This window comes from Spirilliplanes yamanashiensis (assembly GCF_016863475.1).
In the GTDB taxonomy this organism is placed as follows: domain Bacteria; phylum Actinomycetota; class Actinomycetes; order Mycobacteriales; family Micromonosporaceae; genus Spirilliplanes; species Spirilliplanes yamanashiensis.
In genome coordinates this window covers 59,415-83,052 of sequence record NZ_BOOY01000001.1, presented here as the reverse complement: position 1 = coordinate 83,052, position 23,638 = coordinate 59,415, and the positions used below count along the sequence as shown (strand labels likewise).

Annotated in this window: 19 protein-coding genes and 2 pseudogenes; 10 read left to right on the top strand and 11 right to left on the bottom strand. The window is 74.5% G+C overall.

What is annotated here, in order from left to right:
• Positions 1–74: 74 nt before the first annotated feature.
• On the top strand, positions 75–884 hold the full coding sequence (locus tag Sya03_RS00390) for a S1 family peptidase (RefSeq protein ID WP_203936062.1): 810 nt from the start codon (positions 75–77) through the stop codon (positions 882–884).
• 171 nt (positions 885–1,055) lie between these two features.
• Here the strand turns inward: Sya03_RS00390 and Sya03_RS00385 are convergent, their stop codons facing one another.
• From Sya03_RS00385 to Sya03_RS31800, 4 genes and pseudogenes are all read right to left on the bottom strand, one after another.
• Complete coding sequence (locus Sya03_RS00385; protein ID WP_203936061.1) at positions 1,056–1,637, bottom strand: hypothetical protein; 582 nt, start codon at positions 1,635–1,637, stop codon at positions 1,056–1,058.
• A 20-nt stretch (positions 1,638–1,657) separates the two neighbouring features.
• Entirely contained in the window at positions 1,658–2,254 is a 597-nt protein-coding gene (locus Sya03_RS00380; protein WP_275411412.1) for a DNA-3-methyladenine glycosylase I, read from the bottom strand.
• A 146-nt stretch (positions 2,255–2,400) separates the two neighbouring features.
• Positions 2,401–2,892 (bottom strand): SRPBCC family protein, encoded by a 492-nt coding sequence (locus Sya03_RS00375; protein WP_203936060.1) that lies wholly within the window; start codon positions 2,890–2,892, stop codon positions 2,401–2,403.
• A gap of 911 nt (positions 2,893–3,803) precedes the next feature.
• Positions 3,804–4,367 (bottom strand): annotated as a pseudogene (locus Sya03_RS31800) (DivIVA domain-containing protein); the annotation flags it as partial.
• Positions 4,368–4,444: 77 nt separating this feature from the next.
• Here Sya03_RS31800 and folP point away from each other — a divergent pair.
• Positions 4,445–5,314: a dihydropteroate synthase gene (gene folP, locus Sya03_RS00365; protein WP_203936059.1), complete on the top strand. Its 870-nt coding sequence runs from the start codon at positions 4,445–4,447 to the stop codon at positions 5,312–5,314.
• Positions 5,315–5,433: 119 nt separating this feature from the next.
• Here folP and Sya03_RS00360 read toward each other — a convergent pair whose 3' ends face one another.
• Positions 5,434–5,811, bottom strand: a complete 378-nt coding sequence (locus tag Sya03_RS00360) for an NADH-quinone oxidoreductase subunit A (protein WP_203936239.1) — start codon at positions 5,809–5,811, stop codon at positions 5,434–5,436.
• Positions 5,812–6,070: 259 nt separating this feature from the next.
• Between Sya03_RS00360 and Sya03_RS00355 the strand changes: the two genes are divergently transcribed.
• Together Sya03_RS00355 and Sya03_RS00350 are read left to right on the top strand one after the other, a co-directional pair.
• Entirely contained in the window at positions 6,071–7,942 is a 1,872-nt protein-coding gene (locus Sya03_RS00355; RefSeq protein WP_203936058.1) for a 2-oxoacid:acceptor oxidoreductase subunit alpha, read from the top strand.
• On the top strand, positions 7,935–8,972 hold the full coding sequence (locus Sya03_RS00350) for a 2-oxoacid:ferredoxin oxidoreductase subunit beta (protein WP_203936057.1): 1,038 nt from the start codon (positions 7,935–7,937) through the stop codon (positions 8,970–8,972). Before Sya03_RS00355 ends, Sya03_RS00350 begins: the two co-directional genes overlap by 8 nt.
• Here the strand turns inward: Sya03_RS00350 and Sya03_RS00345 are convergent.
• Positions 8,969–9,577: a TetR/AcrR family transcriptional regulator gene (locus Sya03_RS00345; protein ID WP_203936056.1), complete on the bottom strand. Its 609-nt coding sequence runs from the start codon at positions 9,575–9,577 to the stop codon at positions 8,969–8,971. The two genes, Sya03_RS00350 and Sya03_RS00345, sit on opposite strands and share 4 nt — an antisense overlap.
• 55 nt (positions 9,578–9,632) lie before the next feature.
• Between Sya03_RS00345 and Sya03_RS00340 the strand changes: the two genes are divergently transcribed.
• A complete protein-coding gene (locus Sya03_RS00340) occupies positions 9,633–9,974 on the top strand; it encodes a cupin domain-containing protein (protein ID WP_203936055.1) in 342 nt (113 codons plus the stop codon).
• Here the strand turns inward: Sya03_RS00340 and Sya03_RS00335 are convergent.
• Positions 9,964–10,986, bottom strand: a complete 1,023-nt coding sequence (locus tag Sya03_RS00335) for a potassium channel family protein (RefSeq protein ID WP_203936054.1) — start codon at positions 10,984–10,986, stop codon at positions 9,964–9,966. The two genes, Sya03_RS00340 and Sya03_RS00335, sit on opposite strands and share 11 nt — an antisense overlap.
• Positions 10,987–11,168: 182 nt before the next feature.
• On the opposite strand from Sya03_RS00335, the gene Sya03_RS00330 reads away from it, so the two are divergent.
• On the top strand, positions 11,169–11,675 hold the full coding sequence (locus tag Sya03_RS00330; RefSeq protein WP_203936053.1) for a phospholipase: 507 nt from the start codon (positions 11,169–11,171) through the stop codon (positions 11,673–11,675).
• On the opposite strand, the gene Sya03_RS00325 is transcribed toward Sya03_RS00330, so the two are convergent.
• Together Sya03_RS00325 and Sya03_RS00320 are read right to left on the bottom strand one after the other, a co-directional pair.
• Positions 11,594–14,281 (bottom strand): ATP-binding protein, encoded by a 2,688-nt coding sequence (locus Sya03_RS00325; RefSeq protein ID WP_203936052.1) that lies wholly within the window; start codon positions 14,279–14,281, stop codon positions 11,594–11,596. The genes Sya03_RS00330 and Sya03_RS00325 overlap by 82 nt on opposite strands.
• Positions 14,282–14,878: 597 nt before the next feature.
• On the bottom strand, positions 14,879–15,109 hold the full coding sequence (locus Sya03_RS00320) for an FmdB family zinc ribbon protein (RefSeq protein WP_203936051.1): 231 nt from the start codon (positions 15,107–15,109) through the stop codon (positions 14,879–14,881).
• Here Sya03_RS00320 and Sya03_RS00315 point away from each other — a divergent pair.
• From Sya03_RS00315 to Sya03_RS00300, 4 genes and pseudogenes are all read left to right on the top strand, one after another.
• Positions 15,008–17,002, top strand: coding sequence for a lytic murein transglycosylase (locus tag Sya03_RS00315; RefSeq protein WP_239107018.1), 1,995 nt, complete (start codon positions 15,008–15,010; stop codon positions 17,000–17,002). The genes Sya03_RS00320 and Sya03_RS00315 overlap by 102 nt on opposite strands.
• Positions 17,003–17,071: 69 nt before the next feature.
• Positions 17,072–18,094, top strand: a complete 1,023-nt coding sequence (locus Sya03_RS00310) for a GNAT family N-acetyltransferase (protein WP_203936050.1) — start codon at positions 17,072–17,074, stop codon at positions 18,092–18,094.
• An 85-nt stretch (positions 18,095–18,179) separates the two neighbouring features.
• Positions 18,180–20,474 (top strand): annotated as a pseudogene (locus Sya03_RS00305) (endonuclease/exonuclease/phosphatase family protein); the annotation flags it as partial.
• Positions 20,475–20,537: 63 nt separating this feature from the next.
• On the top strand, positions 20,538–20,843 hold the full coding sequence (locus tag Sya03_RS00300; RefSeq protein WP_203936048.1) for a hypothetical protein: 306 nt from the start codon (positions 20,538–20,540) through the stop codon (positions 20,841–20,843).
• 50 nt (positions 20,844–20,893) lie between these two features.
• Here Sya03_RS00300 and Sya03_RS00295 read toward each other — a convergent pair whose 3' ends face one another.
• Together Sya03_RS00295 and hemB are read right to left on the bottom strand one after the other, a co-directional pair.
• On the bottom strand, positions 20,894–22,228 hold the full coding sequence (locus Sya03_RS00295) for a fibronectin type III domain-containing protein (protein WP_203936047.1): 1,335 nt from the start codon (positions 22,226–22,228) through the stop codon (positions 20,894–20,896).
• Between the two features lie 399 nt (positions 22,229–22,627).
• Positions 22,628–23,611 (bottom strand): porphobilinogen synthase, encoded by a 984-nt coding sequence (gene hemB / locus Sya03_RS00290; RefSeq protein WP_203936046.1) that lies wholly within the window; start codon positions 23,609–23,611, stop codon positions 22,628–22,630.
• Positions 23,612–23,638: the final 27 nt, after the last annotated feature.

Sequence of the window (23,638 nt, the reverse complement as noted above, 5' to 3'; positions counted from 1 at the left end):
GCCACCTACGCTTCCGCCAAACGGTCGGTACGTGCACCCCACCGGTGACACGACCTGAAGTCCGGGGAGGACGCATGAACAGGTGGCGCAGGCTTCTGGGCACGGCGGCGGCGGCATTGGTGGCGGCGAGCGCCGGCACGCTGATGGCGACGTCGGCGACCGCCGCCCCGGCAGGTGACGGCCCCCAGCGCGTCGTCGGTGGCACCCGGGCCACCCAGGGCGAGTTCCCGTTCATGGTGCGCCTGTCCATGGGCTGCGGCGGCGCCCTCTACAGCCCCACCCTCGTGCTGACCGCCGCCCACTGCGTCGGCCGCACCGGCGCCACCACCAGCATCACCGCGACGCTCGGCTCGGTCGACCTGCAGTCGGCCAGCCGCATCACCCGCCGCTCGAACTACGTCTTCCGCGCCGCCAACTACACCGGCAGCCCGGACCCGAACAACGACTGGGCCCTCATCCGGCTCTCCCAGGCCGTCACCGGCGTCCCCACCCTGCCCATCGCCTCCGACGCCACCTACAACACCGGCACCTTCACCATCGCCGGCTGGGGCGCCAACCGCGAAGGCGGCTCGCAGCAGCGCTACCTGCTGAAGGCCACCGTCCCGTTCGTCAGCGACGCCACCTGCAACTCCCGCACGATGTACAACGGCCAGGTCGAGGCCGCCCAGGAGATCTGCGCCGGCTACACCCAGGGCGGCGTCGACACCTGCCAGGGCGACTCGGGCGGCCCGATGTTCCGCCGCGACGCCGCGAACGCCTGGATCCAGGTCGGCATCGTCAGCTGGGGCGACGGGTGCGCCCGCCCGAACAAGCCGGGCGTGTACACCGAGGTGAGCACGTACACGGCGCAGATCCGGTCGGCGGCCACCAGCCTCGGCGGCTGACCCGCCCCTTCGCTGGCTCGGTCGTTGAAGGAGCGACGGCGGTCCCGGGTGGGGTGAACCCCGGGGCCGTTGTCCCCTTCGCGGAGCGAACGGGCCGGGCGGCTGGGACAACGACGTCCCGGCCGTCCGGCCCGTTCCGCGTTTCCGCCGCCCTGCAGATCCCGCCGGCGGTCAGTCGTCGTCCTCGTCCTCCTCCGGGTCCTGGTTGGCTTCCTCGCCCAGCACGAACGCCTGCATCGCCAGCTCGTTGCCCGACGGCCACACGAACGTCGGCAGCTCGCGCGGCCCCAGCTGGCGCACGTACGACCAGAACTGGCGCACCGCCTCCGCCGGGGACTCCGCCTCGATCGGCAGGTCGACGCTCACCAGCCAGGTGCGCCGGTCGGCGGGCACGCCGAGGCGGGCCGCTAAGTCCCGGTAGGTGGCGGGGTCGAGCGGCTGGACCTGATGGCCGAGCGCTAGCCGTGGGGCGGGCACGGGGGCGTCGAAGGCCCGCCGGGTGTAGGCGACCACCACGGTGCGCCCACCCGCGGCCGGGGCCGCAGTAGCCGCCGGAGCCGTCGCGGGGGCTGGGGCGACGATGCGGCCCAGGCCGATCACCAGAGGGTGCTCCCCCGCCACGACGATCAGGGCCTCGTCGCCGTCCGCGGGCAGTTCGGCGCCCGCCGGGGACTCGACCGTGACCTCGTCGTGGTGGTAGAGCCGCTCGGTTTCGTACTGCTCTGCCGGGATGACCACCGCCCACTGCGTCATGGACCCATCGAACCACTCGCTCAGGTACCCGGGGGAACCGGCTCCGCGGTGCGCTGCGGGACGTGGCAGCCCTCGATGTGGTCGTCGACCATGCCGGTGGCCTGCATGAGCGCGTACGCGGTGGTGGGGCCGACGAAGCGGAAGCCACGCTTCTTCAGGTCCTTCGCCATCGCCGTGGACTCGGGGGTGACCGCCGGGACCTCGCCCGCGGCGGGGCGGCGTGGGCGCGGCGGCGGCGCGTACGACCACAGCAGGTCCGACAGGCCGCCCTCGAGGTCGGCGGCGGCGCGGGCGTTCTGGAGGGTGGCGTCGATCTTCATGCGGTTGCGGACGATGCCCGCGTCGGCCATCAGGCGGGCCACGTCCTGCTCGCCGAAGCGGGCCACCGTCTCGATGTGGAAGCCCGCGAACGCGCGCCGGAACGACTCCCGTTTACGCAGGATCGTGATCCACGACAGGCCGGACTGGAACGCCTCGAGACTGAGGCGTTCGAACAGGGCGTCGTCGCCGCGCAGCGGCCGGCCCCACTCCGTGTCGTGGTAGGGGATGTACTCCGGGGTGCTGCTGCCCCAGGCGCAGCGGGCGAGCCCGTCCGCGCCGATCATCAGGTCCGTCACGCCACTCACGCTACGACCGCCGACCGACAGAAACCCTCGTCGTACGCCCTCCACAGGCCCTTCCCGGGTACCCCCTGAGCCCGCTTACCGCGATACCGGCGTCTCCCCCGGGCCACGACGCCCCGACTTCCGCGATGTCGCGAAGATCAGGGCAGGCGCCCCTCCTCGACGAGCCGGCCGAACTTCTTCAGGGCGCCCTTCAGGCTCACCTTCGACCCGGGCCACAGCACCGGCCACGCCATCCGGCCCGCGGCGCCGCCCGGCAGGTGGAACCACTCGTGCCAGACCACCTGGGTGCGGTTGCGCTCCATCGGCGTGCAGCGCAACGATCCGGGGCCGCGCAGCAGCTTGCCGCAGTGCACCACCCGCACCTCGTACGGGGCGTCCACCCGCACCACCCGCATCTCGTCGCGCAGCACCGCCGGGCCGACGGTCGTGACCGCCTCGATCAGGCTGCCCTCGCCGCCGGTGCCCTCGACGACCCGGACCGTCGTGAACGGGATCCAGTCCGACTGCCGCTCCCACGCGGTGAACCCGGCGAAGACGCGCTCCGCGGGCGCGTCGACGATGACCGTGGCGGTGACCTCGCCCGCGCCGGGCTGGGCGGCGTCGCCGATGTTGCCGAGCGGCTCGGTCATCGCCGCTCCGCCGGCTCACCGTCAGGCGCGGCCCGGCCGGAATCGGCCGGGTCACCGCCGCGCTCGGCGGCCGACCCGGCGGAGCGGGACGGCGCGACGGGCTGCTCGGCAGCGGCGGGCGACGTGGCCGGGGTGGCCGGGGCGCCGGGAGTGGTCGGGGTGGCGGACGGCCCGGCGGCAGCCGGAGCAACGGCAGCGGCCGACGACCCGGCAGACGAGGACGACCCGTTCTCGGGCGTCGGGCCCGCAGCAGGGGCGGTGGTGGTGGTAGCCGCTTCTTCGGTGGCCGGCCGGACCGCCGGCGAGGCCGACGTGCCGCCCGAAGGGCCGGCCGGCGGCTCCGACCCGGTCGGTGCGGCCGGGGCCGGGGGCCGGTGGGCCGGTTCGTCGTGGACGACCGACGGCGGCACGGCGGCGGCCTCCGCGGCCGGACCGACCCGGTCGGGGTGATCGCCGGAGTGCCCGGCGGAGTGCCCGGAGTGCCCTGCGGCGGATCCGCCGGCCGAACCGGCCGCGGAGCCGGAAGTGGAACCGGAAGCGAAACCGGCCGAAGAACCGGCCGCAGATCCGGCAGCCGTATCACGGGCCGAGTCGGGGGCGTTCTCCGCGGAGCCGTCAGCCGAGGGGGCCGCGCGGTACATCTCCGCGAAGATCGGCGAGTAGTCGTCGTCGCCGGTGGCGGCCGGGGTGGTGGGCGCGGACAGCGGGTCGGCGAGGTCCGAGGGCGACCCGCCGATGGCCGGGTCGTCGGCGACGTCGCGCGCCGGAAGCGGCGAGGCCGCGGCGGCGACCGGCGCGGCCGCCGTCGCCGCAGCCGGCGCCGACGACGAAGCGGGAGAAGACGAAGCGGGAGAAACGGACGAGGGCGAGACAGGCGTGGCCGGCGAAGCCGCCGGCGGGATCGCCGACGAGATGGGCGAGGACGACGCCGCAGCCGCGGCGGACCCGGCCGGCGTGGCGAGCGAGGCGGGCGAGGCCGGCGCAGAGGCCGGCGAAGCGGCCGGCGAGTCCTCGGCGGGCGAAGAAACCGACGGCTCAGCGACAGCCGACACGGCAGCGGGCGACTCCGACGGAGCGTCGACAGGCGGAGCGTCGGCGGGCGGCGGGGCGGCGGGCTGGACGGCGGCCTCGCGGGCGCGGCGCAGGATGTCCGCGTCTTCCGTGCGGCCCTCGCGCAGGGCGTTGACCTCAGCTTCCAGGACGCCGATGAGTTCGCCCTTGTAGCCGATGTCGTACGCGGCCCGCTGGAGGGCCTGGTCGACCTGGGCCATGCGGTAGCCGCGGACGGCCGTGTCGAAGCGGACCTGCGAGACGTCCTCCTCGTCGAGCGGCCGGTTCGCGGGCAGGGGCACCGCGCGGCCGTCGGGCTCGACCGGGGTCAGGCCCGGGTCGCCGCCGCTGACCAGGACCGTGACGCCGAAGACAATCGCCGCGACCGTCAAGGCCACGACGAGAAAGAGGAAAAGCTCGCCCATGCGACGATCGTGGCATGGGCGCCCAGGACAGTGAAGCCCGCCACCCCGCACGCACGCGAGAGAGGCCGGTGGATGAGGTGAGCGGGACGCTGCGGCTGGGGGGACGGGAGTTCCCGGCGGGGTCGCCGGTGGTCATGGCGATCGTGAACCGGACACCGGACTCTTTCTACGACAAGGGTGCCACATTCGCCCCAGACAAGGCGTTGTCGGCCGTCGACCGGGCCGTGGCGGAGGGTGCGGAGATCATCGACGTCGGCGGCGTGAAGGCCGGGCCGGGCGACGAGGTGACGGCGGCGCAGGAGATCGAGCGGACGGTCGGCTTCGTGGCGCGGGTGAAGGAGGCGTACCCGCAGGTGGTGGTCTCGATCGACACCTGGCGGGCGGAGGTGGCCGTGGAGGCGGTGGCCGCCGGCGCCGATCTGATCAACGACACGTGGTCGGGGGCGGACCCGGCGCTGGCCGAGGTGGCGGCGCGGACCGGGGCGGGGCTGGTGTGTTCGCACGCGGGCGGGCTGACGCCGCGGACGCGGCTGCACCGGGCGGCGTTCGACGACGTGGTGGCGGACGTGGTCGCGCGGGTCACGGAGCTGGCGGAGCGGGCGGAGCGGCTGGGGGTGCGGCCGGACGGCATCCTCATCGACCCGGCGCACGACTTCGGCAAGAACACCCGGCACTCGCTGGAGGTGACGCGCCGGCTGGACGAGCTGGTCGCGACGGGACGGCCGGTGCTGGTGGCGCTGTCGAACAAGGATTTCGTGGGCGAGACGCTTGACCTGCCGGTGGACCGGCGGCTGCCGGGCACGCTGGGCGCGACGGCGATCTCGGCCTGGCACGGCGCCCGGGTGTTCCGCGCGCACCAGGTGGCGGAGACGAAGCAGGTGCTGGACATGGTGGCCGCCATCCGCGGCGACCGCCAGCCGGCGGTCTCCCGCCGCGGCCTGGCCTGAGACCGGCGCCGCGAGCCGGGCCGGGACCACGGCCGCGGGGCCGACGTCGCGCGCGGCCTAGGACCAGCGCCGCGAGCCGGCCTGCGACCACGGCCGCGGGGCCGACGTCGCGCGCGGGCCTAGGACCAGGTCAGGACGCCCTTGCGCCACGCGTACACGATGCCCAGCGCGAGGACCGCGACGAAGATGCCCATCTCGGCCACGACGGCGGCCCCGTAGCCGGGATCGGCGAACACGACGGCCCAGGGGAACAGGAAGACGCTCTCCACGGCGAACAGCACGTAGAGGAAGGCGTACACGTAGTAGCGGATCTGCATCTGGGCCCAGTTGCCGCCGACCGGGTCGATGCCGGACTCGTACGCGACGCGCTTGCCGGCCGGCTCGGCCGGGTTCGCGGGGCGCAGCAGCCGGTTCGCGCCGAACGCCCCGACGAACACCAGCGCGCCCGCGAGCAGGAGCAGCCCGAGGACGGCGTACGAGCCGAGGTAGCCGGTCATCCTGCCGAGATTAGTCGACATAGTGACGAGCGCGACGTCCCCGGGCGGCGGGAACCGCTGGTTCGCACCGATCACCCGTAGCTACTGTGGTCAGGTCCGATTCCCGGCAGCGATCCTGACCGCGTTACGGGCTGCCGGAGGTGTCCGACAGGCGAGCGCGCACGATGGCGCCTCGCGTCGCGACGTAGGCTTCATCTATCGTCTGCGGGTTTCGTTCATCGACGTGCGCACCCGCCGCGCGACCCCAGGAGGTTCGACCGTGGCCGAGCAGGTTTCGGATGCTGCTCCCGCGAAGCAGGTGCAGCAGCTCGAACGCGTCGTGATCAGGTTCGCCGGTGACTCCGGCGACGGCATGCAGCTGACCGGTGACCGGTTCACGTCGGAGACGGCGCAGCTCGGCAACGACATCTCGACGCTGCCGAACTTCCCCGCCGAGATCCGGGCGCCCGCCGGCACCCTGCCGGGCGTGTCGAGTTTCCAGGTGCACTTCGCGGATTACGACATCCTCACCCCGGGTGACTCGCCGAACGTGCTGGTGGCGATGAACCCGGCGGCGCTGAAGGCGAACGTGGCGGACCTGCCGCCGGGCGCCGACATCATCGTCAACACCGACGAGTTCACCAAGCGCAACCTGATCAAGGTCGGGTACGCGGTCAGCCCGCTGGAGGACGGCTCGCTGGCCCGGTTCCGGGTGCACCCGGTGGCGCTGACGTCGATGACGGTGGGTGCGCTGGCCGACCTGGACGTCTCCAAGAAGGACGCGGAGCGGGCGAAGAACATGTTCGCCCTCGGCCTGGTGAGCTGGATGTACTCGCGGCCGCACGAGTCGACGCTGCGGTTCCTGGAGCGCAAGTTCGCGAAGCGCCCGGAGCTGGTCGCGGCGAACATCGCCGCGTTCAAGGCGGGCTGGAACTTCGGCGAGACCACCGAGACCTTCACGGTCCGCTACGAGGTGAAGCCGGCCAAGATGGCGGCCGGCACCTACCGCAACATCACCGGCAACGCGGCGCTCGCGCTGGGCCTGGTGGCGGCGGGCGTGCGCGCGCAGCTGCCGGTGTTCCTGGGCGCGTACCCGATCACCCCGGCCTCGGACATCCTGCACGAGCTGAGCAAGCACAAGCGGCTCGGCGTGACCACCATGCAGGCCGAGGACGAGATCGCGGCCGTGGCGGCGGCGGTCGGCGCGGCGTACGGCGGCGCCCTGGCCGTCACCACCACCTCGGGCCCGGGCGTGGCGCTCAAGGGCGAGTCGATCTCGCTGGCGATCGCCCTGGAGCTGCCCCTGGTGATCGTCGACGTGCAGCGGGCGGGCCCGTCCACCGGCATGCCGACGAAGACGGAGCAGGCCGACCTCAACATGGCCCTGTACGGCCGGCACGGCGAGGCGCCGCTCGCGGTGATCGCGCCGAAGTCGCCGTCGGACTGCTTCCACGCCGCGATCGAGGCGGCCCGCATCGCGCTGACGTACCGCACGCCGGTGATCCTGCTGTCGGACAACTACGTGGCGAACGGCTCCGAGCCGTGGCTGCTGCCCGAGGTCGGCGACCTGCCCGACCTGCGCGTCGAGTTCGCCACCGAGCCCAACGGCGAGGACGGCCGGTTCCTGCCGTACCTGCGCGACCCGGAGACGATGGCCCGCCCGTGGGCGGTGCCGGGCACGCCGGGGCTGGAGCACCGCATCGGCGGCCTGGAGAAGGCCGACCGGACCGGCGACATCTCGTACGACCCGGCGAACCACGACTTCATGGTCCGCACCCGCGCCGCCCGCATCGACGGCATCCCGGTGCCGGACGTCGAGGTGGACGACCCGGACGGCGACGCGTCGGTGCTGGTGCTGGGCTGGGGCTCGACGTACGGCCCGATCGGGGCGGCGTGCCGGCGGCTGCGCCAGCGCAACCTGCCGATCGCGCAGGCGCACCTGCGGCACATCGCGCCGCTGCCGGCGAACCTCGGCGAGGTGCTGCGCCGCTACGACCGGGTGGTCATCCCCGAGATGAACCTCGGCCAGCTCGCCCACGTCATCAGGGCCAAGTACCTGGTCGACGCGCTCCCCTACAACCAGGTCCGCGGCCTGCCGTTCACGGCCACGGAGCTCGCGAACATGCTGGAGGACGTGGTCAAGAATGGCTGAAGCGACCATTCCCCTGAAGCTCACCGCCAAGGACTTCAAGTCGGACCAGGAGGTCCGCTGGTGCCCCGGCTGCGGCGACTACGCCATCCTCGCCGCCGTGCAGCAGTTCATGCCGGAGCTGAACATCCCGCGCGAGAACATCGTCTTCGTCTCCGGCATCGGCTGCTCGTCGCGCTTCCCGTACTACATGAACACGTACGGGATGCACTCGATCCACGGCCGCGCCCCGGCGATCGCCACCGGCCTGTCGGTGTCGCGCCCCGACCTGTCGGTGTGGGTGGTGACCGGTGACGGCGACGCGCTGTCCATCGGCGGCAACCACCTGATCCACGCGCTGCGCCGCAACGTCAACCTGAAGATCCTGCTGTTCAACAACCGGATCTACGGCCTGACGAAGGGCCAGTACTCGCCGACGTCCGAGCTGGGCAAGATCACCAAGTCGACGCCGACGGGCTCGGCGGACTCGCCGTTCAACCCGCTGTCGCTGGCGCTGGGCGCGGAGGCCACGTTCGTGGCGCGCACCATCGACTCCGACCGCAAGCACCTGCAGTCGGTGCTGCGCGCGGCCGCCGAGCACGACGGCTCGGCGTTCATCGAGATCTACCAGAACTGCAACATCTTCAACGACGGCGCGTTCGAGCTGCTCAAGGACCCGGGCACGAAGGACGACCACCTGATCCGGCTGGAGCACGGGCAGCCGATCACGTTCGGCGCGCAGGGCCAGTTCTGCGTGGTGCACCCGGCCGGCGGCTTCGGCCTGTCGGTGCGCGAGACCGCGTCGGTGGCGCCGGAGGACGTCCTGGTCCACGACGCCACGGTCGACGACCCGGCGTACGCGTTCGCGCTGTCCCGGCTGTCGGGCTCGGACCTGGGCACGACGCCGATCGGGGTGTTCCGCTCGGTCCGGCGGGAGTCCTACGACACCCTCGTGCAGGAGCAGCTCGCCACGGCGAAGGCCGGGGCGACCGGCACGCCGGAGGAGATGCTGAGCGGCCTGCTCGCCTCCGGCGACACCTGGACGATCCTCTAGTCCCGTCGCTCGTCCTCCGCCCGGGCCGCTCGCAGCAGCGCCCGGGCGGACCAGGACGCCAGGTCCGCCAGCTCGGCGCGCCCCACACCGGCCACATCGGTCAGCCAGACGAGGGCCTCGATGCCGGCGGCCGCCCGGATCGCGACGGCCAGCCGCCGCACGTCGATGCCGGGGTGCGTGTCGCGCAGCGGGCCGAGCGCGTCCTCGATCCAGCCGATGGCCCGGCCGCCGCGCAGCACCGGCGGCTCGCCGGACCGGCCCGCCTCCAGCGACAGCCGCAGGGCGGCGCGCAGCTGCGGCTCCCAGTCGAGGTTGATCCGGGCGAGTTCCCGGACCACCAGGTCGAGCCGCCGCTCGACGTCGGCGGGGGCGTCGGCGGGCAGCAGCGACGTCCGGTCGATCTCGGGGTGCGCGGCGAGCAGCAGCTCCCGCTGGCCGGGAAAGTACCGGTAGGCCGTGGTGCGGGAGATCCGCGCGGCCGCGGCCGCCTGCTCGACGGTCGGTTCGACACCCTCCGCGAGCAGGGCGCGGGTCGCCGCGACGAGGGCCTCCCGGGTGCGCGTCTTCTGCTGGATCCGCCCGGTCGACTCGTACGGGATCGCCATGCCTTCATGGTACCGTCGTCCCATATGGCACTCGGGTACCACGAAGGAGGCCGCGATGAGCCAGGACCCGACCGTCACCGACCCGGGCGCGTACCGGGTGCTTCTCGAGAACGACCGGGTCCGCGTGCTGGAGTATGTCGACCAGCCCGGCTACACCACCTCGCCGCACCGCCACCCGGACAGCGTCATGGTCACGCTCGGGGCGTTCCGGCGGCGCCTGATGGCCGGCGGCCGGGAGGTGGACGTGGCGCTGGGGGCCGGCGAGGTCCGCTGGCTCGACGCCCAGACCCACGCCGGCGCGAACATCGGCGACACCCCGACCCACTCGATCTTCATCGAGCTGAAGGAGCCGGGCTCCGGCACGGCCGGCCCGGCGGTGCTCGGCCCTAGACCGTGAGCGGCCGCTCGTCGGCGCCGTCGCGGTCGTCGTGGATGTAGACGAGCATGTCGCCCGTCTCGATCTCGACGGTGGCGGCGCCGCCGAGCGGCAGCACCTTGCCGCGCCGGATGAGCGCGACGACCAGCGTGTCGAGCTGGCGCGGGTTGCTGCCGACCTCGTCGCGCTTCGCCGACCGCATCGCCAGCGCCATGCCCTGGCCGGGGGTGAGCAGGTCCTCGACCACGTCGATGAGCGGCGGGGCGGTCGTGGTGAGGCCGAGCAGCCGGCCGGCGGTGGCGGACGAGACGATGACGTGGTGGGCGCCGCTCTGCTTGAGCAGGGGCAGGTTCTCGGACTCGCGGACGGCCGCGACGATGCGCACCTGGCCGCCGGTCAGCTGGCGCACGGTGAGCGTGATGAGCACCGACGCGTCGTCGCTGTCGGTGGCGATGATGACGGCCTTGGCGCCCTTGACGTCGGCCTGGTTGAGCACGGCCGACCGGGTGGCGGAGCCCTCGATGGCGACGAGCCCGGCGGAGACCGCCTGGCGGACGGTCGACTCGTCGTTCTCGATGACGACGATGCGGTGCTTGTCGAGGCCGCCCTCCAGCAGGGCGGACACGGCGGCGCGGCCCTTGGTGCCGTAGCCGCAGATGATGATGTGGTCCTTCAACTTGTGCCTCCACCGCGCCTCGCGCAGGTTCCGCCGGTACTGCTCGGTCAGCACCTCGAGGGTGGTGCCGACCAGGATGATGAGGAAGAGGACGCGGGCCGGCGTGATGATCAGGACGTTGACCAGCCGGGCGGCCTCGGTGACGGGCGTGATGTCGCCGTACCCGGTGGTCGAGAGCGAGACCACCGCGTAGTAGAAGCAGTCGAGAAGGGTGAGTCCGTCCTCGTTGACGTCGCGGTAGCCGTCGCGGTCGGCGTAGATGACGGCGACCGCGCCGAGGATGAGGGAGATCGCGGCGCCCAGGCGGATGCCGAGGGCGCGCGCGGGTCCCTGCCGCACCACCGGAAGGTGGATCATGCCGGCGCCTCCTGGTCCCTGCCACCGCAAACGTCGGACCGACCTTAGTGCACCTGGCCGGGGTGCGGCGGCGGGCTTGCGTACCGGGCACCCGGCCGTGACACTGATCCCACCCCGTAACTACGCGATCACCCCCAGTCACGTCAGGCCCTCACGAGGGGCCGTCCGCTCGGAGGTTCGCCATGCCCGCTGCCCGCCGTGCCCTCCTCGCCCTCCTCGCCACCGCCGCCCTCGTCCTGGGGCTCGCGAACCCGGCCGCGGCCGCCACCGCCGCCCAGAAGCTCGCCGTGCTGTCGAGCTGGACCCAGACCTCCGCCGCCAGCTACGCCGCCTGGAACACCGCCCGCGCCGACCGGGGCGCCTGGGGCCCCTACGGCTTCGACTGGACCACCGACGACTGCTCCTCCAGCCCCGACCGGCCGCTCGGCTTCGACTTCCGGCTCGCCTGCAAGCGGCACGACTTCGGCTACCGCAACTACAAGAAGGCCGGCCTGTTCGCCGCGAACCGGGCCCGCCTCGACAACGCCTTCCACGCCGACCTCAAGCGCAAGTGCGCCACCTACTCGCCCGTCGTCCGGCCCGCCTGCTACAGCCTGGCCTGGACCTACTACACCGCCGTCGACGCGTTCGGCTCGCTGGCCGCCGTCGAGCCCGCCGACGTCGAGCGGGCGGAGCGGCTGATCGGCTGAGCCGGGGCCGGGGCCGGCTCGAACCGCGACGAGCCGGCCGCCAGGTCCGGGTGCTCCACGGCCAGCGCCAGCGCGACCGCCTCGTCCAGCTCCAGGCGGGTCCCGGCGGCGTACGCGGCGTCGAACGCGGCGTCGCCCGCCCGGGCCCGCGCCAGCACCTGCTGCCGCGCCGCCCACGGGTCGAGCGCCACGTCCCGGCCCGCCCCGAACAGGGTCGCCGCCGTGACCGGATCGCCGCCGGTCGCGCAGCGCACCGCCATCGCCGCCAGGCTCTCCACCGCCGGCCGCCGGAACCCGTGCCGCACCCGCGACCGCAGCGCCACCGCCAGGTGGTCGTGCGCGGCGACCAGGTCGCCGCGGCGCAGGGCCACCCACCCCAGAAGCATGTCGACGGTACGGCGGCCGCGCTCCTCCGCACCCGCCGTCTCCCACGGCCGCGCGGCGCCCAGCAGCTCCGCCGCCTCCGCCACCTCCCCGCGCCGCCACAGCAGGTCCGCCAGGCAGTACACGGCGGGCAGCACCGCGCCGGTGAGCGAGCGGCGGCCCGCCCAGCCGATCGCCTCCCGGCACGCCCGGTCCGCCTCGGCCGGCCTACCCAGCGCAACCAGCGCCGGGCCGCGGGCGGCCAGGGCCCGCGCCAGCACCGCCGGGTCGCCGGCGCGCCGGGCCGCGCGCTCCGCGTACCGGACGAACCGCGCCTGCTCCGCCGGCTGCCCGTCGGCGGCGGCCTGCGCGGCGTGCACCAGGAACGCGCGGGCCAGCTCGGCGTCCGGGACCCGCTCGCCGCCGCACGACAGCCGCGCGTACAGGGCGGCCAGCAGCCGCCGCGCTCCCCCGGCGCCGCCGCGGTCGCGCCACCACGGGTCGAGGCCGCCGGCCAGCCGCAGGCCGAGCCGCGCGCTGCCGCCCGTCGCGCACCAGCGCAGCGCCGCCTCGCCCTCCGCGGCCAGCGGCGTCACGTCGTGCAGCGACAGCGTCACCGGCCGGCCGGCGCCGTCGGCGCGGACCCGGCGCAGCGCCGCCAGCACCCACGACACGTGCCGGTCGCGGGCGCGGGCCGCGTCCCCGGCGTCGGCGAGCCGCCGCGCCGCGAACGCCCGCACCGGCCCCAGCAGCCGGTACCGCGACCCGGCCGGCGCCGGCTGCGCCTCCACCAGCGACTTGTCGACCAGCGCGGCCAGCTGCGCGAACCCGCCGCCGTCCGTCATCGCGGCCACCGCGCCGAGGTCCACCGGCCCGGCGAACACCGACAGCCGGCGCAGCAGCTCCGCCTCGTCGGCCGCCAGCCGGTCGTACGACCACGCCACGGTGGCCGCCAGCGACCGGTGCCGCCGCTGCTCCTCCGGCCCGCGCGCCGCCCGCCCGTCCTCCAGCACCGCGTACCCGTCGTCCAGGCCCGCGGCCAGCTCGTCCGCCGACAACATGCGCAGCCGGTTCGCGGCCAGCTCCACCGCCAGCGGCAACCCCTCCAGGCGCCCCGCCACCCGCGCCAGGCCCGCCCGCTCCGCCGCCGCCGGCGCCCGCCCGCCGCGCGCCGCGGTGGCCCGTTCGTCCAGCAGCCGCACCGCGTCGGCCAGCGGCGGGATCCGCCACACCACCTCGCCGGACACCCCGAGCGACTCCCGCCCGGTCACCAGCACCCGCACCCCCGGCGCCGCCGCGGGCAGCCGGTCCGCGACCGCCGCCACCTCGTCCGGCCGCGCCTCGCAGGTGTCCACGACGACCAGCAGGCGCCGCGCCGCCGCGTACTCGACCAGGGTCTCGATCGCGGCGCGGCCCGGCTCGGGCCGCAGCCCGGCCGCCGCGACCAGGGCCTCCGCGACCGGCTGCGGGCCCGCCGCGTCCACCAGCCACACCCCGTCCGGGTACGCGGGCAGCAGGCCCTTCGCCACCTCGACCGCCAGCCGCGTCTTGCCCGCCCCGCCCGCCCCGGTCACCGTGACCAGCCGGTGCCGCTGCAGCAGCCCGGTCAGCTCCGCCCGCTCCGCCTGCCGCCCCACGAACGACGTCGTCGCCGCGGGAAGATTGTGCGCCGGCGCCCGCTCGGTGCGCGGCCGCGGAAAACTCTGCCGCAGCCCCGGCGCCACCAGCTGGAACAGCCGCTCGTGGTCGTCGAACCCGCGCAGCCGGTGCAGCCCCAGGTCCAGCAGCGACGCCGACGGCGGCAACACGTCGGCGTACCGCGCGGTCGCCGCCGAACACAGCACCTGCCCGCCGTGCGCGGCACTCGCCACCCGCGCGGCCCGGTGCACCTCGGCGCTCGTGTACTCGTCGCCGAACGGCTCCGCCCACCCCGTGTGCAGGCCCATCCGCACCAGCGGCGCCGCCTCGGGCCCCGGCCACTCGTGCCCGGCGAGCGCCCGCTGCGCGCTCAGGCAGGCGCCGAGCGCCGCCCCCGCGTCCGCGAACGCCGCGAAGAACGAATCCCCCTCGGTCGACAACTCCCGGCCGTCCGACTCGGACAGCACCCGCCGCACCAGCCGCCGATGCTCCGCCAGCACCGGCCGGTACCCGGCACCGAGCAGCCGGGCCAGCCGCGTCGACCCCTCGATGTCCGTGAACATGAAGGTGACCAGGCCGCCGGGCAGCTGGGTCCGGACCGACACGTCTGACCTCCGCCCCCATACGAGCTGACCGCGCCCATGCTGCCGCACCCCGTCTACCCGCACATCAGAGAAACGGACGGCATTGACCACTCTGCGTGTCTTGGCGGTCACGCAAGAAGCACACGACGCCCCGACGCAGGGGTAACGACACGCCGCAAGCAGCGGTTGCGGGCCACTCGCCCGGGTGACGGATCCTCGGCGGCGGTGCCACTGGCCAGCAGTTTCGCGTGCCAGAGGTCGGCTGACACATTTCCGACTAATCGGACAGTGCGCTGGTGGGCGGCGGTGTGGTCGATCTCTTCGCGTCGGCCTCGGCCAGCTCCCGGCCGCCGCCGTGCCGCCCGCCCGCGCCCTCGCGGCGCCGCAGCGGGTACCGGTCCGCGCCCCTCGCGGCGCCGCAGTGGGTACCGGTCCGCGCCCCTCGCGGCGCCGCAGTGAGTACCGGTCCGCGCCCCTCGCGGCGCCGCAGCGGGTACCGGTCCGCGAGCCGCGCCGCGCCGCGCCGCGATGGGTGGCAGTGTCGCGGACCTCGCCGCGACGCAGCCGGTGCCCATTCGCAGACCTCGCCGCGCCGCGATGGGTGCCCGCTCGCAGGGGTCAGCCGCAGCAGCCGCCTCCGCAGCAGCCACCACCACCGCCGCCACCGCCTGCTGCCGGGGCGGCCGGGCCGGACCCGCCGCCACGCCCGCCCACGGACACGGCGGACAGCAACTTGACGGTGTCCGCATGACCCTGCGGACAGGCGGCCGGATCACCGGACGCCCGCATCGGACGGTCGACCTCGAACGTGTCGCCGCACGCGCGGCAGCGGAATTCGTACCGGGGCATCGCCACAGCTTACGGCCCGTCGGCGCCCTGCAGCAGACCATGCACAGCCGGGTTATCCACAGGCGGACAGTGGGCCGACAAGCATCGACGGACGACGGTAGTCTCGTCCAGGTGGCGGATGGGGACGACACGGTGAAGCGCAGGCTCCGACCGGCCGCGCCGTCCTTCGCGGGGCCGCTCGGCAGCTCGGGCGCCGCTCCGGAGGAACCGGCGGCGGGCGGTGGGTCCGTGGGGGCTGACGGCGAGGCCGGTGGGGTCGGTGCGGGTGACGCCGCGGCGAGCGGAATTGCTGGCGGCGGGTCGCCGCGCGCCTCGGGCTCCACGACGGCTGCGTCGGGCTCCACTCCTGCCGGATCGGCGGAGGCGACGCCCGCTCAGGCCCACGGGACTCCGCAGGCCGGGACCGCACCCGAAAGCCGGACCGTCCCTCAGACCATGACCTCGGCCGCTGCCGAGTCCGTGCCCGGCGGCGAAGCCCCAGCCGACGGCCAGGCCGCGGCTGGCGGCACGACCACGCCCGAGCCGGGCACCTCAGCCATGCCGACGACCGGCCAGGAAGGCAAGACCTCGGACGCCGGCCAGGTCGCACCGGACAGCACAACCGCTACCGGCGGCATCGCCGCGCTCGACGGCCGGACCACATCTGACGGCGGGGTCGCGGCCGGTAGCAAGGTCACGCCGGATAGCGAGGTCGCCGCCGGCGGCGAGGTCACGCCCGACGGCAAGGCCGCCGCCGACGACAAGGTCACGCCCGCCCGCGAGACCGCCGCCGGCGGCGAGGCAACGCCCGACCGAAAGACCGTCACCGACGACAAGACAACGCCCGACGGCGGAGCCAAGCCCGACGGCAAGCCCACCGCCGACGACAAGGCCGCACCCGGCAGCCAGACCGCCACCGACGACAAGACCGCGCCCGACGACAAGGCCGCCGCCGACGACAAGGCCGCCGCCGACGGCAAGGCCGCGAAGCGGCGGATCCGCGTCCCCTTCGCGCACAAGCTGCGCCGCCCCACCCGTCAGTCGGTGGTGCGGGCCGGGCGGGCGGTCGTGGTGTGGGGGCGTAAGCCGCGGGGGCGGCTCGTGGTGCTCGGCGGGTTGGCGCTGGTCGTGCTGGGTGGGGCGGTCGCGGCCGGGGCGTGGGTGGTGCCGAAGGCGCTGGTGGCGCAGCCGGTGGCGTCGGCGCCCGCGCAGCCGTCGACGGCGGTGCCGCCGGTGGCGCCGTCGGCGGGGACGGTGGCGCCGGTGCCGGGGAATCCGTTGCCGGGGTTGAGCACGGGGTTCGCCACCGGGTTGCCGTCGGCGGGGCCGGTGGGGCGGGGGCGGCCGGCGGACGCGTTGCAGGCGTGGGCGGGGCCGGTGGCGGCGTCGACGGGGATTCCGCTGGTGGCGGTGCAGGCGTACGGGTATGCGGAGCTGGTGGTGGCGCGGACGACGCCGGCGTGCAAGTTGAGCTGGACGACGCTGGCGGCGATCGGGCGGGTGGAGTCGGCGCACGGGAGTGCGAACAACGCGACGTTGAGCGTGGACGGGGAGGCGTTGCCGCCGATCCGGGGGTTGCCGCTGGACGGCAAGGGTGGCCGGATGCAGATCGCGGACACGGACCGGGGGCTGCTGGACGGTGATCAGCAGTTCGACCGGGCGATGGGGCCGATGCAGTTCATCCCGACGACGTGGCGGGAGATGGCGGTCGACGCGGACAACAACGGTGTGACGGATCCGAACGACATCGACGATGCGGCGATGGCGGCTGCGAACTATCTGTGTCGGGGTGCGCGGGACATGTCCACCTCGGAGGACTGGTGGGCGGCGATCCTGTCCTACAACGACGTGCGGGTTTACGCGCAGGACGTGTTCGCGGCGGCGAACGACTACGGGCTGCGGAGCCGTACGTAGAGTAGTCGCGCCCGTACCTTGGAGCACTTCCCCCTTTCGGGAAGGTCGTTGTACCGGCAAGCTGTACGGGTGAGGGTGCGCGAATGGGATCCGCGGTCGGCGACGGCCGAGGAGATCCGCGCGTTGGTGGCGACGCTGAACGCGGTGCTCGCCGTCGACGTGCCCGAGGATCCGCCGTGGCAGGACGACATGGTCAGGGAGTACCTGGCCGAGACGATGCCGGGGGAACGCCGCATCTCGTGGGTGGCCGAGGAGGAACCCGGCGTCGAGGGCGACAGCCGGCTGCTGGGCCACGTGAGCGTGCTGCTGCTGGGTGACATCGGGGTGCTCGAGGTGTTCGTGCACCCGGAGGCGCGGCGGCGTGGGCTGGGGCGCAAGCTGGTGGCGGTGGCGGCGCGGCGGGTGTACCTGGAGGGGTTCTCGTCCATCGGCGTCGAGGTGATCGGCGGGACGTCGGCGACGGCGTTCTTCGAGGCGCTGGGGTTCGAGCGGGAGTACGTGGAGACGCGCAGCGTGCTGACGTTGTCCACGGTGGACTGGCTGGCGCTGGGCGAGATGGCCCGCGGCATCGCCAGTGGTTACCGCATCGAGTTCCACCCGGGCGGGCCGCCGGAGGCGCTGATCGAGGCGTACGCGAAGGCGAAGCTGGAGCAGCAGGACGCCGACGAGCCGGACCTGGACCTACGGCCGAGCTCGTCGGACCCGCAGCGGCTGCGGGACAGCCTGAGCTGCCTGCACGCGCGGGGCCTGAAGCCGTACATCGTGCTGGCGATCCACGAGCGGTCGGGTGCGGTGGCGGGGCTGACGGAGGTGGTGGTGCCGGCGCAGCACCCGGTGCGCGCCGACCAGTACGACACGATCGTGACGCGTGATCATCGCGGGTACGGCGTGGACCGGGCGATCAAGGCGCGGATGCTGTTCGAGCTGCGGTCGGCGGAGCCGGGGCTGCGCGAGGTGCAGACGTGGAACGCCCAGCACAACGAATCGATGCTCAAGGTCAATGCGGAGTTGGGCTTCCAGGCGGACCGTGACTGGTATGAATACGGGGCCGACGTCGCCCAACTGGTGACGAGGCTCGAGTCCGAGGTGTAGAACCACCGTTCTTCCTGGAGGCTTCGTGCGACCCCTCGCCGTGCTGTCGTCCCTCGCTGCCCTCGTGGCGGTGACCGTGCCGGCGGTGCCGGCGCTGGCCGCCGCGGAGCCCGTCCTGACGGTCGGTCAGGTCCAGGGGGTGACCCGGGAGCTGCCGCGCACGCACCGGTCGCCGCTGGCGCCGGCGACCGGCAACAACCCGAGCGCGGCCGCGTACCAGGTGCGGGGTGTGATCACGCAGCGGACGCTGGCGCGGACGGCGACCGGCGCGGACCAGCACGGGTTCTTCCTGCAGTCGCGGCGCGACGCGGCGGACGGCGACCCGGCCACGTCGGACGGCGTGTTCGTGTTCATGGGGGCGTTCACGGACCTGCGCGGCGGTTACGTGCCGGTGGTGGGCGACGAGGTGGTGCTGAGCGCCCGCGTGTCCGAGTACTTCTCGATGACGCAGCTGTCGGGCGCGTCGCTGGTGGCGAAGCTGGCGTCGGGAGTGACGGACGTCGAGGTGGCGGACGCGGCCCCGCCGGCGGAGCTGGCCGCGGCGGAGCTGTGGTGGGAGCGGCACGAGGGCATGCAGCTGCGGGTGCGCGACGGCGCCGGGGTGGTGTCGGGCCGCAACGTGTTCGCGGGGACGGCGGACGCGGAGACGTGGGTCCTGGACCGCGACGACCCGGCGCTGGACCGGCCGGGGTTCGCGGCGCGCACGTTCCGGGACGCGCACCCGCTGGACCGGGTGCCGGACGGCAACGGCGGGCGCGTCCTGCTGGGGTCGCTGGGCGTGAAGGCGGCGGCGCGGGACAACACGGCGCTGCTGGCGCCGGCGCACACGTTCGACCGGCTGTCCGGCGACGCGGTGGGCGGCGTCTACTACAGCTTCAACAAGTACGGGGTGCAGCCGGCGGCGGCCGCGTTCGAGGCGGGCCGGGACCCGTCGGCGAACCACCCGCCGCGCCCGGCCCGGCGCGCCGCGGAGGTGGCGATCTCCACGTACAACGTGGAGAACCTGTACGACTTCCGCGACGACCCGTTCGACGGCTGCGACTTCGCCGGCAACCCGGGCTGCCCGGGGGTGCGGCCGCCGTTCGACTACGTGCCGGCGTCGGCGGCGGAGTACACGGCGCAGCTGGCGGCGCTGGCGGACCAGATCGTGGCGGATCTGCACGCGCCGGACCTGATCCTGGTGCAGGAGGCGGAGGACCAGGACATCTGCGCGGTGTCGGGCGGCGAGCTGGTGTGCGGGGCGGCGAACGACGCGGACGGCGCGCCGGACACGTTGCAGGAGCTGGCGCTGGCCGTCGCGGCGGCCGGCGGGCCGGAGTATCGGGCGGCGTACGACCGGACGGGCGCCGACGACCGCGGCATCACGGCGGCGTTCCTGTACCGGACGGACCGGATGGCGCTGGCGGCGCCGCGGTCGGTGCTGACCGCCGATCCCCGGGTGGAGTACCGGGCGGCGGCGCTGCCGTCGAACGCGCAGGTGTCGAACCCGAAGGCGCTGAACGCGGTGCGCCCGTCCGACATGGACACCTCGACGGGGGTGGACGGCCCGAACGTGTACACCCGCGCGCCGCAGGTGGCCCTGTTCACGGTGCGGACGCCGACCGGCGGCTACCCGCTGTGGGCGGTCAGCAACCACTTCTCGTCGACGCCGGACGCCCGCGTGGGGCAGCGCCGCGAGCAGGCCCGGTACGGCGCCGCGATCGTGACCGCGCTGCCGGCGGGCGAGCGGGTGGTGTACGGCGGCGACCTGAACGTGTTCCCGCGGCCGGACGACCCGACCCCGGCGGCGCCGGGCGACCAGCTGGCCGCCCTGTACGACGACGCGGGCCTGACGAACCTGTGGGAAAGGCTGCCGGCGGCGTCGGCGTACTCGTACGTGTTCGACGGTCAGGCGCAGACGCTCGACCACGTCTTCGTCAACGACGCCCTGCTGGGCGACCTGGTGGAGATGCGCGCGGCGCACGTCAACGCGGACTGGCCGGCGGAGTTCGCGGGCGACGGTTCGCGCGGGTCCAGCGACCACGACCCGCAGGTGGCGCGGTTCCGGTCCACGCCGGCGCTGTCGGTGGGCGACGCGTCGGCGGCGGAGGGCGCGGGGGTGCTGCGGTTCCCGGTGACGCTGAGCCGGCCGGTCGACGCGGCGCTGCCGGTGTGCGGGTTCACGCTGGGGCTGTCGGCGGTGGCGTTCGCGGACTTCGAGCCGTGGGCGGGCTGCGTGACGGTCCCGGCGGGCGCGACGTCGGCGGTGATCGAGGTGACGGTGCGGGCGGACGCCCGGGCGGAGCGGGACGAGCGGTTGTCGCTGGTGGTGGCGGGCCTGGCGGCCGGCGTGCGGCTGGCGGACCCGACGGCGACGGGCACGATCACCGACGACGACTGACGGCGGCGCATGGTTGCCCGGCCGGTGGGCATGACACGTTCACCAGGCGAAACGGAGGCAGCCATGTCCGATCACCCACGGAGCTCCGGCAACGACCTGCCGCTCGACGGCGGCGACCCGATGGCGGAGGGCACCGCGACCGACGTGGCCGAGCAGCGGGCCGCGCAGGACCCGACGGCCCGGGACGCGACCCGCACGGGCGGCGGCAACGACACACCCGCGTACGACAGTGACGAGCAGTCCGAGCCGCAGGCCGGTGAGCAGGGCGGCCAGCCGAACCTGACGCCGGACCCGGCGGTGTCGGGCCGGCGCAGCAACTTCGGGCAGGGCTCGACGGACGACTCCCCGGGCACGCCGTCCGGGCTGTGACGCGGCGAGGCCCCGGGGGGTGCGTTCCCCCGGGGCCTCGCGCGGTCCGGTCAGACGGTGCGGCGGCGCCGCGTGGCCAGCACCAGGGCGGCGCCGGCGAGCAGGAGTGCCAGGGCGACGCCGGCGGTGGCCGTGGCGCCCGGGCCGGTGACGGGCAGGCCGCCCTCGTCCTCGTCGCCCCCGCCGCCGCCCGTGGCGGCGGCGACGCGCACGTCGATGTCCTGGCTGAGCGGGCGCCCGCTCGCCCCGACGCCGAGGGCGCGGACGGTGTGCGCGCCGAGCGCGGCGCCGGCGGGCAGCGCGGCGGTGAGCGTGGCGACGCCGTTGCCGCCGGCGGTGGCGGACCCGAGGACCACCGGGGTCGAGTAGAACGTGAACCGGACGGACGCGCCGGGCCGGTAGCCCTCCGCGCGCAGGGTGACGGTGCCGCCGGGCTCCACCGACGCCCGGTCGATGGCGATGTCCTTGTTGGCGGTGCGCACGGGCGTGGTGGTGTTGCTGGCCGCGCTGGCGGGCGACGGTCCCTGGTCGGAGGTCGCGGTCACCGTGAACCGGTAGGCGACGCCGTTGCTGAGGCCGCCGATGAGGCAGGTGGTGGCGCCGGCGCCGCCGGTGCAGGTGGCGCCGCCGGGCGCGGCGGTGACGACGTACCCGGTGATGGTGGAGCCGTTCGCGGCGGGCGGGGCCCAGGTGATGGCGGCGGAGCTGTCGCCGGCGACGGTGGTCGGCTTGGCCGGCGCGTCCGGCGCGGCCGGGGCGGGCGGCGTGGCGGTGCCGGTGACGGCGGTGTTCGCGGAACCGGTGAAGCCGCTGTTGTTCTTCGCGGTCGCGGTGACGGTGACCGTGGAGGAGGCGCCCGCGGCGAGGCCGGTGACGGTCACGAGGCCGTTGCCGTCGTCGGTGGCGGTCGCGCCGTTGGTCTCGCTGAACGTGTAGTCGTACACGGCGCCGTTGTAGTTCGTGATGGTGAAGGTGAAGCCGGTGGCGGTGGCGGTGGCCGCACCGGTCGCCGGCGCCTGCGCCGGGGCGGTGGTGGCGCTGTTCGCGTACGAGGAGCAGGCGGTGCCGCCGTTGGAGAGGTCGGCGTTGACCTGCACGGTGGAGCTCTGGCCGGGGTTGAGGCCGGTGACGGTGGCGACGAGCGGCGGGGCGCCGTTGGTCCAGCTGGTCCCGCTGATGGTGGCGGTGCCGTTGTTCGCCTGCACGGTGATGTTGGAGGCGCTGGGGAACGACGACGTCACCTCGAAGGTGAAGCCGCTGGTGCTGCGGACCGGGTTGCCGTACAGGAGGCCGTGGCACGCCCACGCCGGGGAGGCGGTGCCGGTGACGACCGCGGTGGTGCCCGCGGCGGCGAGGAGGCCGGCGACGAGGATGCGCGCGGGCATCCGGCGGGACCTGCTCCGCCGGGTTGACTGCTGGACCATGCTGCTCCGTTCGACATCGCCGGACCGACGGACGGTTCCGGTCGGGTGCCAGTAAAACGTCATACATTTCGTATGTCGAACTAAACGGACAGCGTGTCGCCCCGCGCGGACGGCACGGCGGAACCACGGAACGTCCGGCCGATGGGCGACGGCCGCTCCGGGCTGCTGTCCGGGGCGTGGGTGGTGGTCGACGCGGGCGCCGTCATCGCCGTCGCCGGCCTGGGCGGCGTCGGGCCCGGCGGCGTCGTCGGCACGCTCGGCCTGCTGTGCCGTGCCGTGGCGGTCCACCACGGGGCGCCGCGTACTACCAGGTCATGGCGTGGCCGCCCCGGGCCCGGACATGGGCGCCCGGTTCCTCGGCTAGAGGCGGGTGCGCAGCAGCTGGGCCGCCTCGGCCGCCCAGTACGTGAGGGTCAGCTGGGCGCCCGCGCGCTTGATCGACGTCAGCGTCTCCAGCATGACCCGCTCGCGGTCCACCCAGCCGTTCGCGGCGGCCGCCTCGACCATCGCGTACTCACCCGAGACCTGGTACGCGGCCACCGGCACGTCGACCCGGTCGCGGACCGCCGAGACCACGTCGAGGTACGGCAGCGCCGGCTTCACCATCACCAGGTCGGCGCCCTCGGCCACGTCCAGCTCGACCTCGCGCAGCGACTCGCGCAGGTTCGCCGGGTCCTGCTGGTAGGCGCGCCGGTCGCCCTCCAGCGCCGACTCGACGGCGTCGCGGAACGGGCCGAAGAAGGCGGACGCGTACTTGGCGGCGTACGCCAGGATCGCGGTGTCCTGGAAGCCGGCCGCGTCGAGCGCCCGGCGCACGACGCCGACCTGGCCGTCCATCATCCCGGACGGGCCGACCATGTGGACGCCGGCGGACGCCTGCGCGACCGCCATCGCCGCGTAGGCCTCCAGGGTGGCGTCGTTGTCGACCGTGCCGTCGGCGGCGAGCAGGCCGCAGTGGCCGTGCGAGGTGAACTCGTCCAGGCACAGGTCGCTCATGACCACCGTGGAGTCGCCGACCTCGGACACCACGTCGGCGATGGCCACGTTGAGGATGCCGGCCGGGTCGAGCCCGGCCGACCCGGACGGGTCGCGGGTCGTGGGCACCCCGAACAGCATGATGCCGCCGACCCCGGCCTGGACGGCGGAGACCGCCGCCTTGCGCAGCGAGTCGCGCGAGTGCTGGAACACGCCCGGCAGTGACGCGATGGGGCGGGGCTCGGTCAGCCCCTCCTTGACGAACATCGGCAGGATCAGCTCGGCCGGCGCGACCCGGGTCTCCTCGACCAGGCGGCGCAGGGCCGCGGTGCGGCGCAGCCGCCGCGGCCGGATGTCGGGGTACGACACGGGTCCACCTCTCCGGTGGGCCGCCCC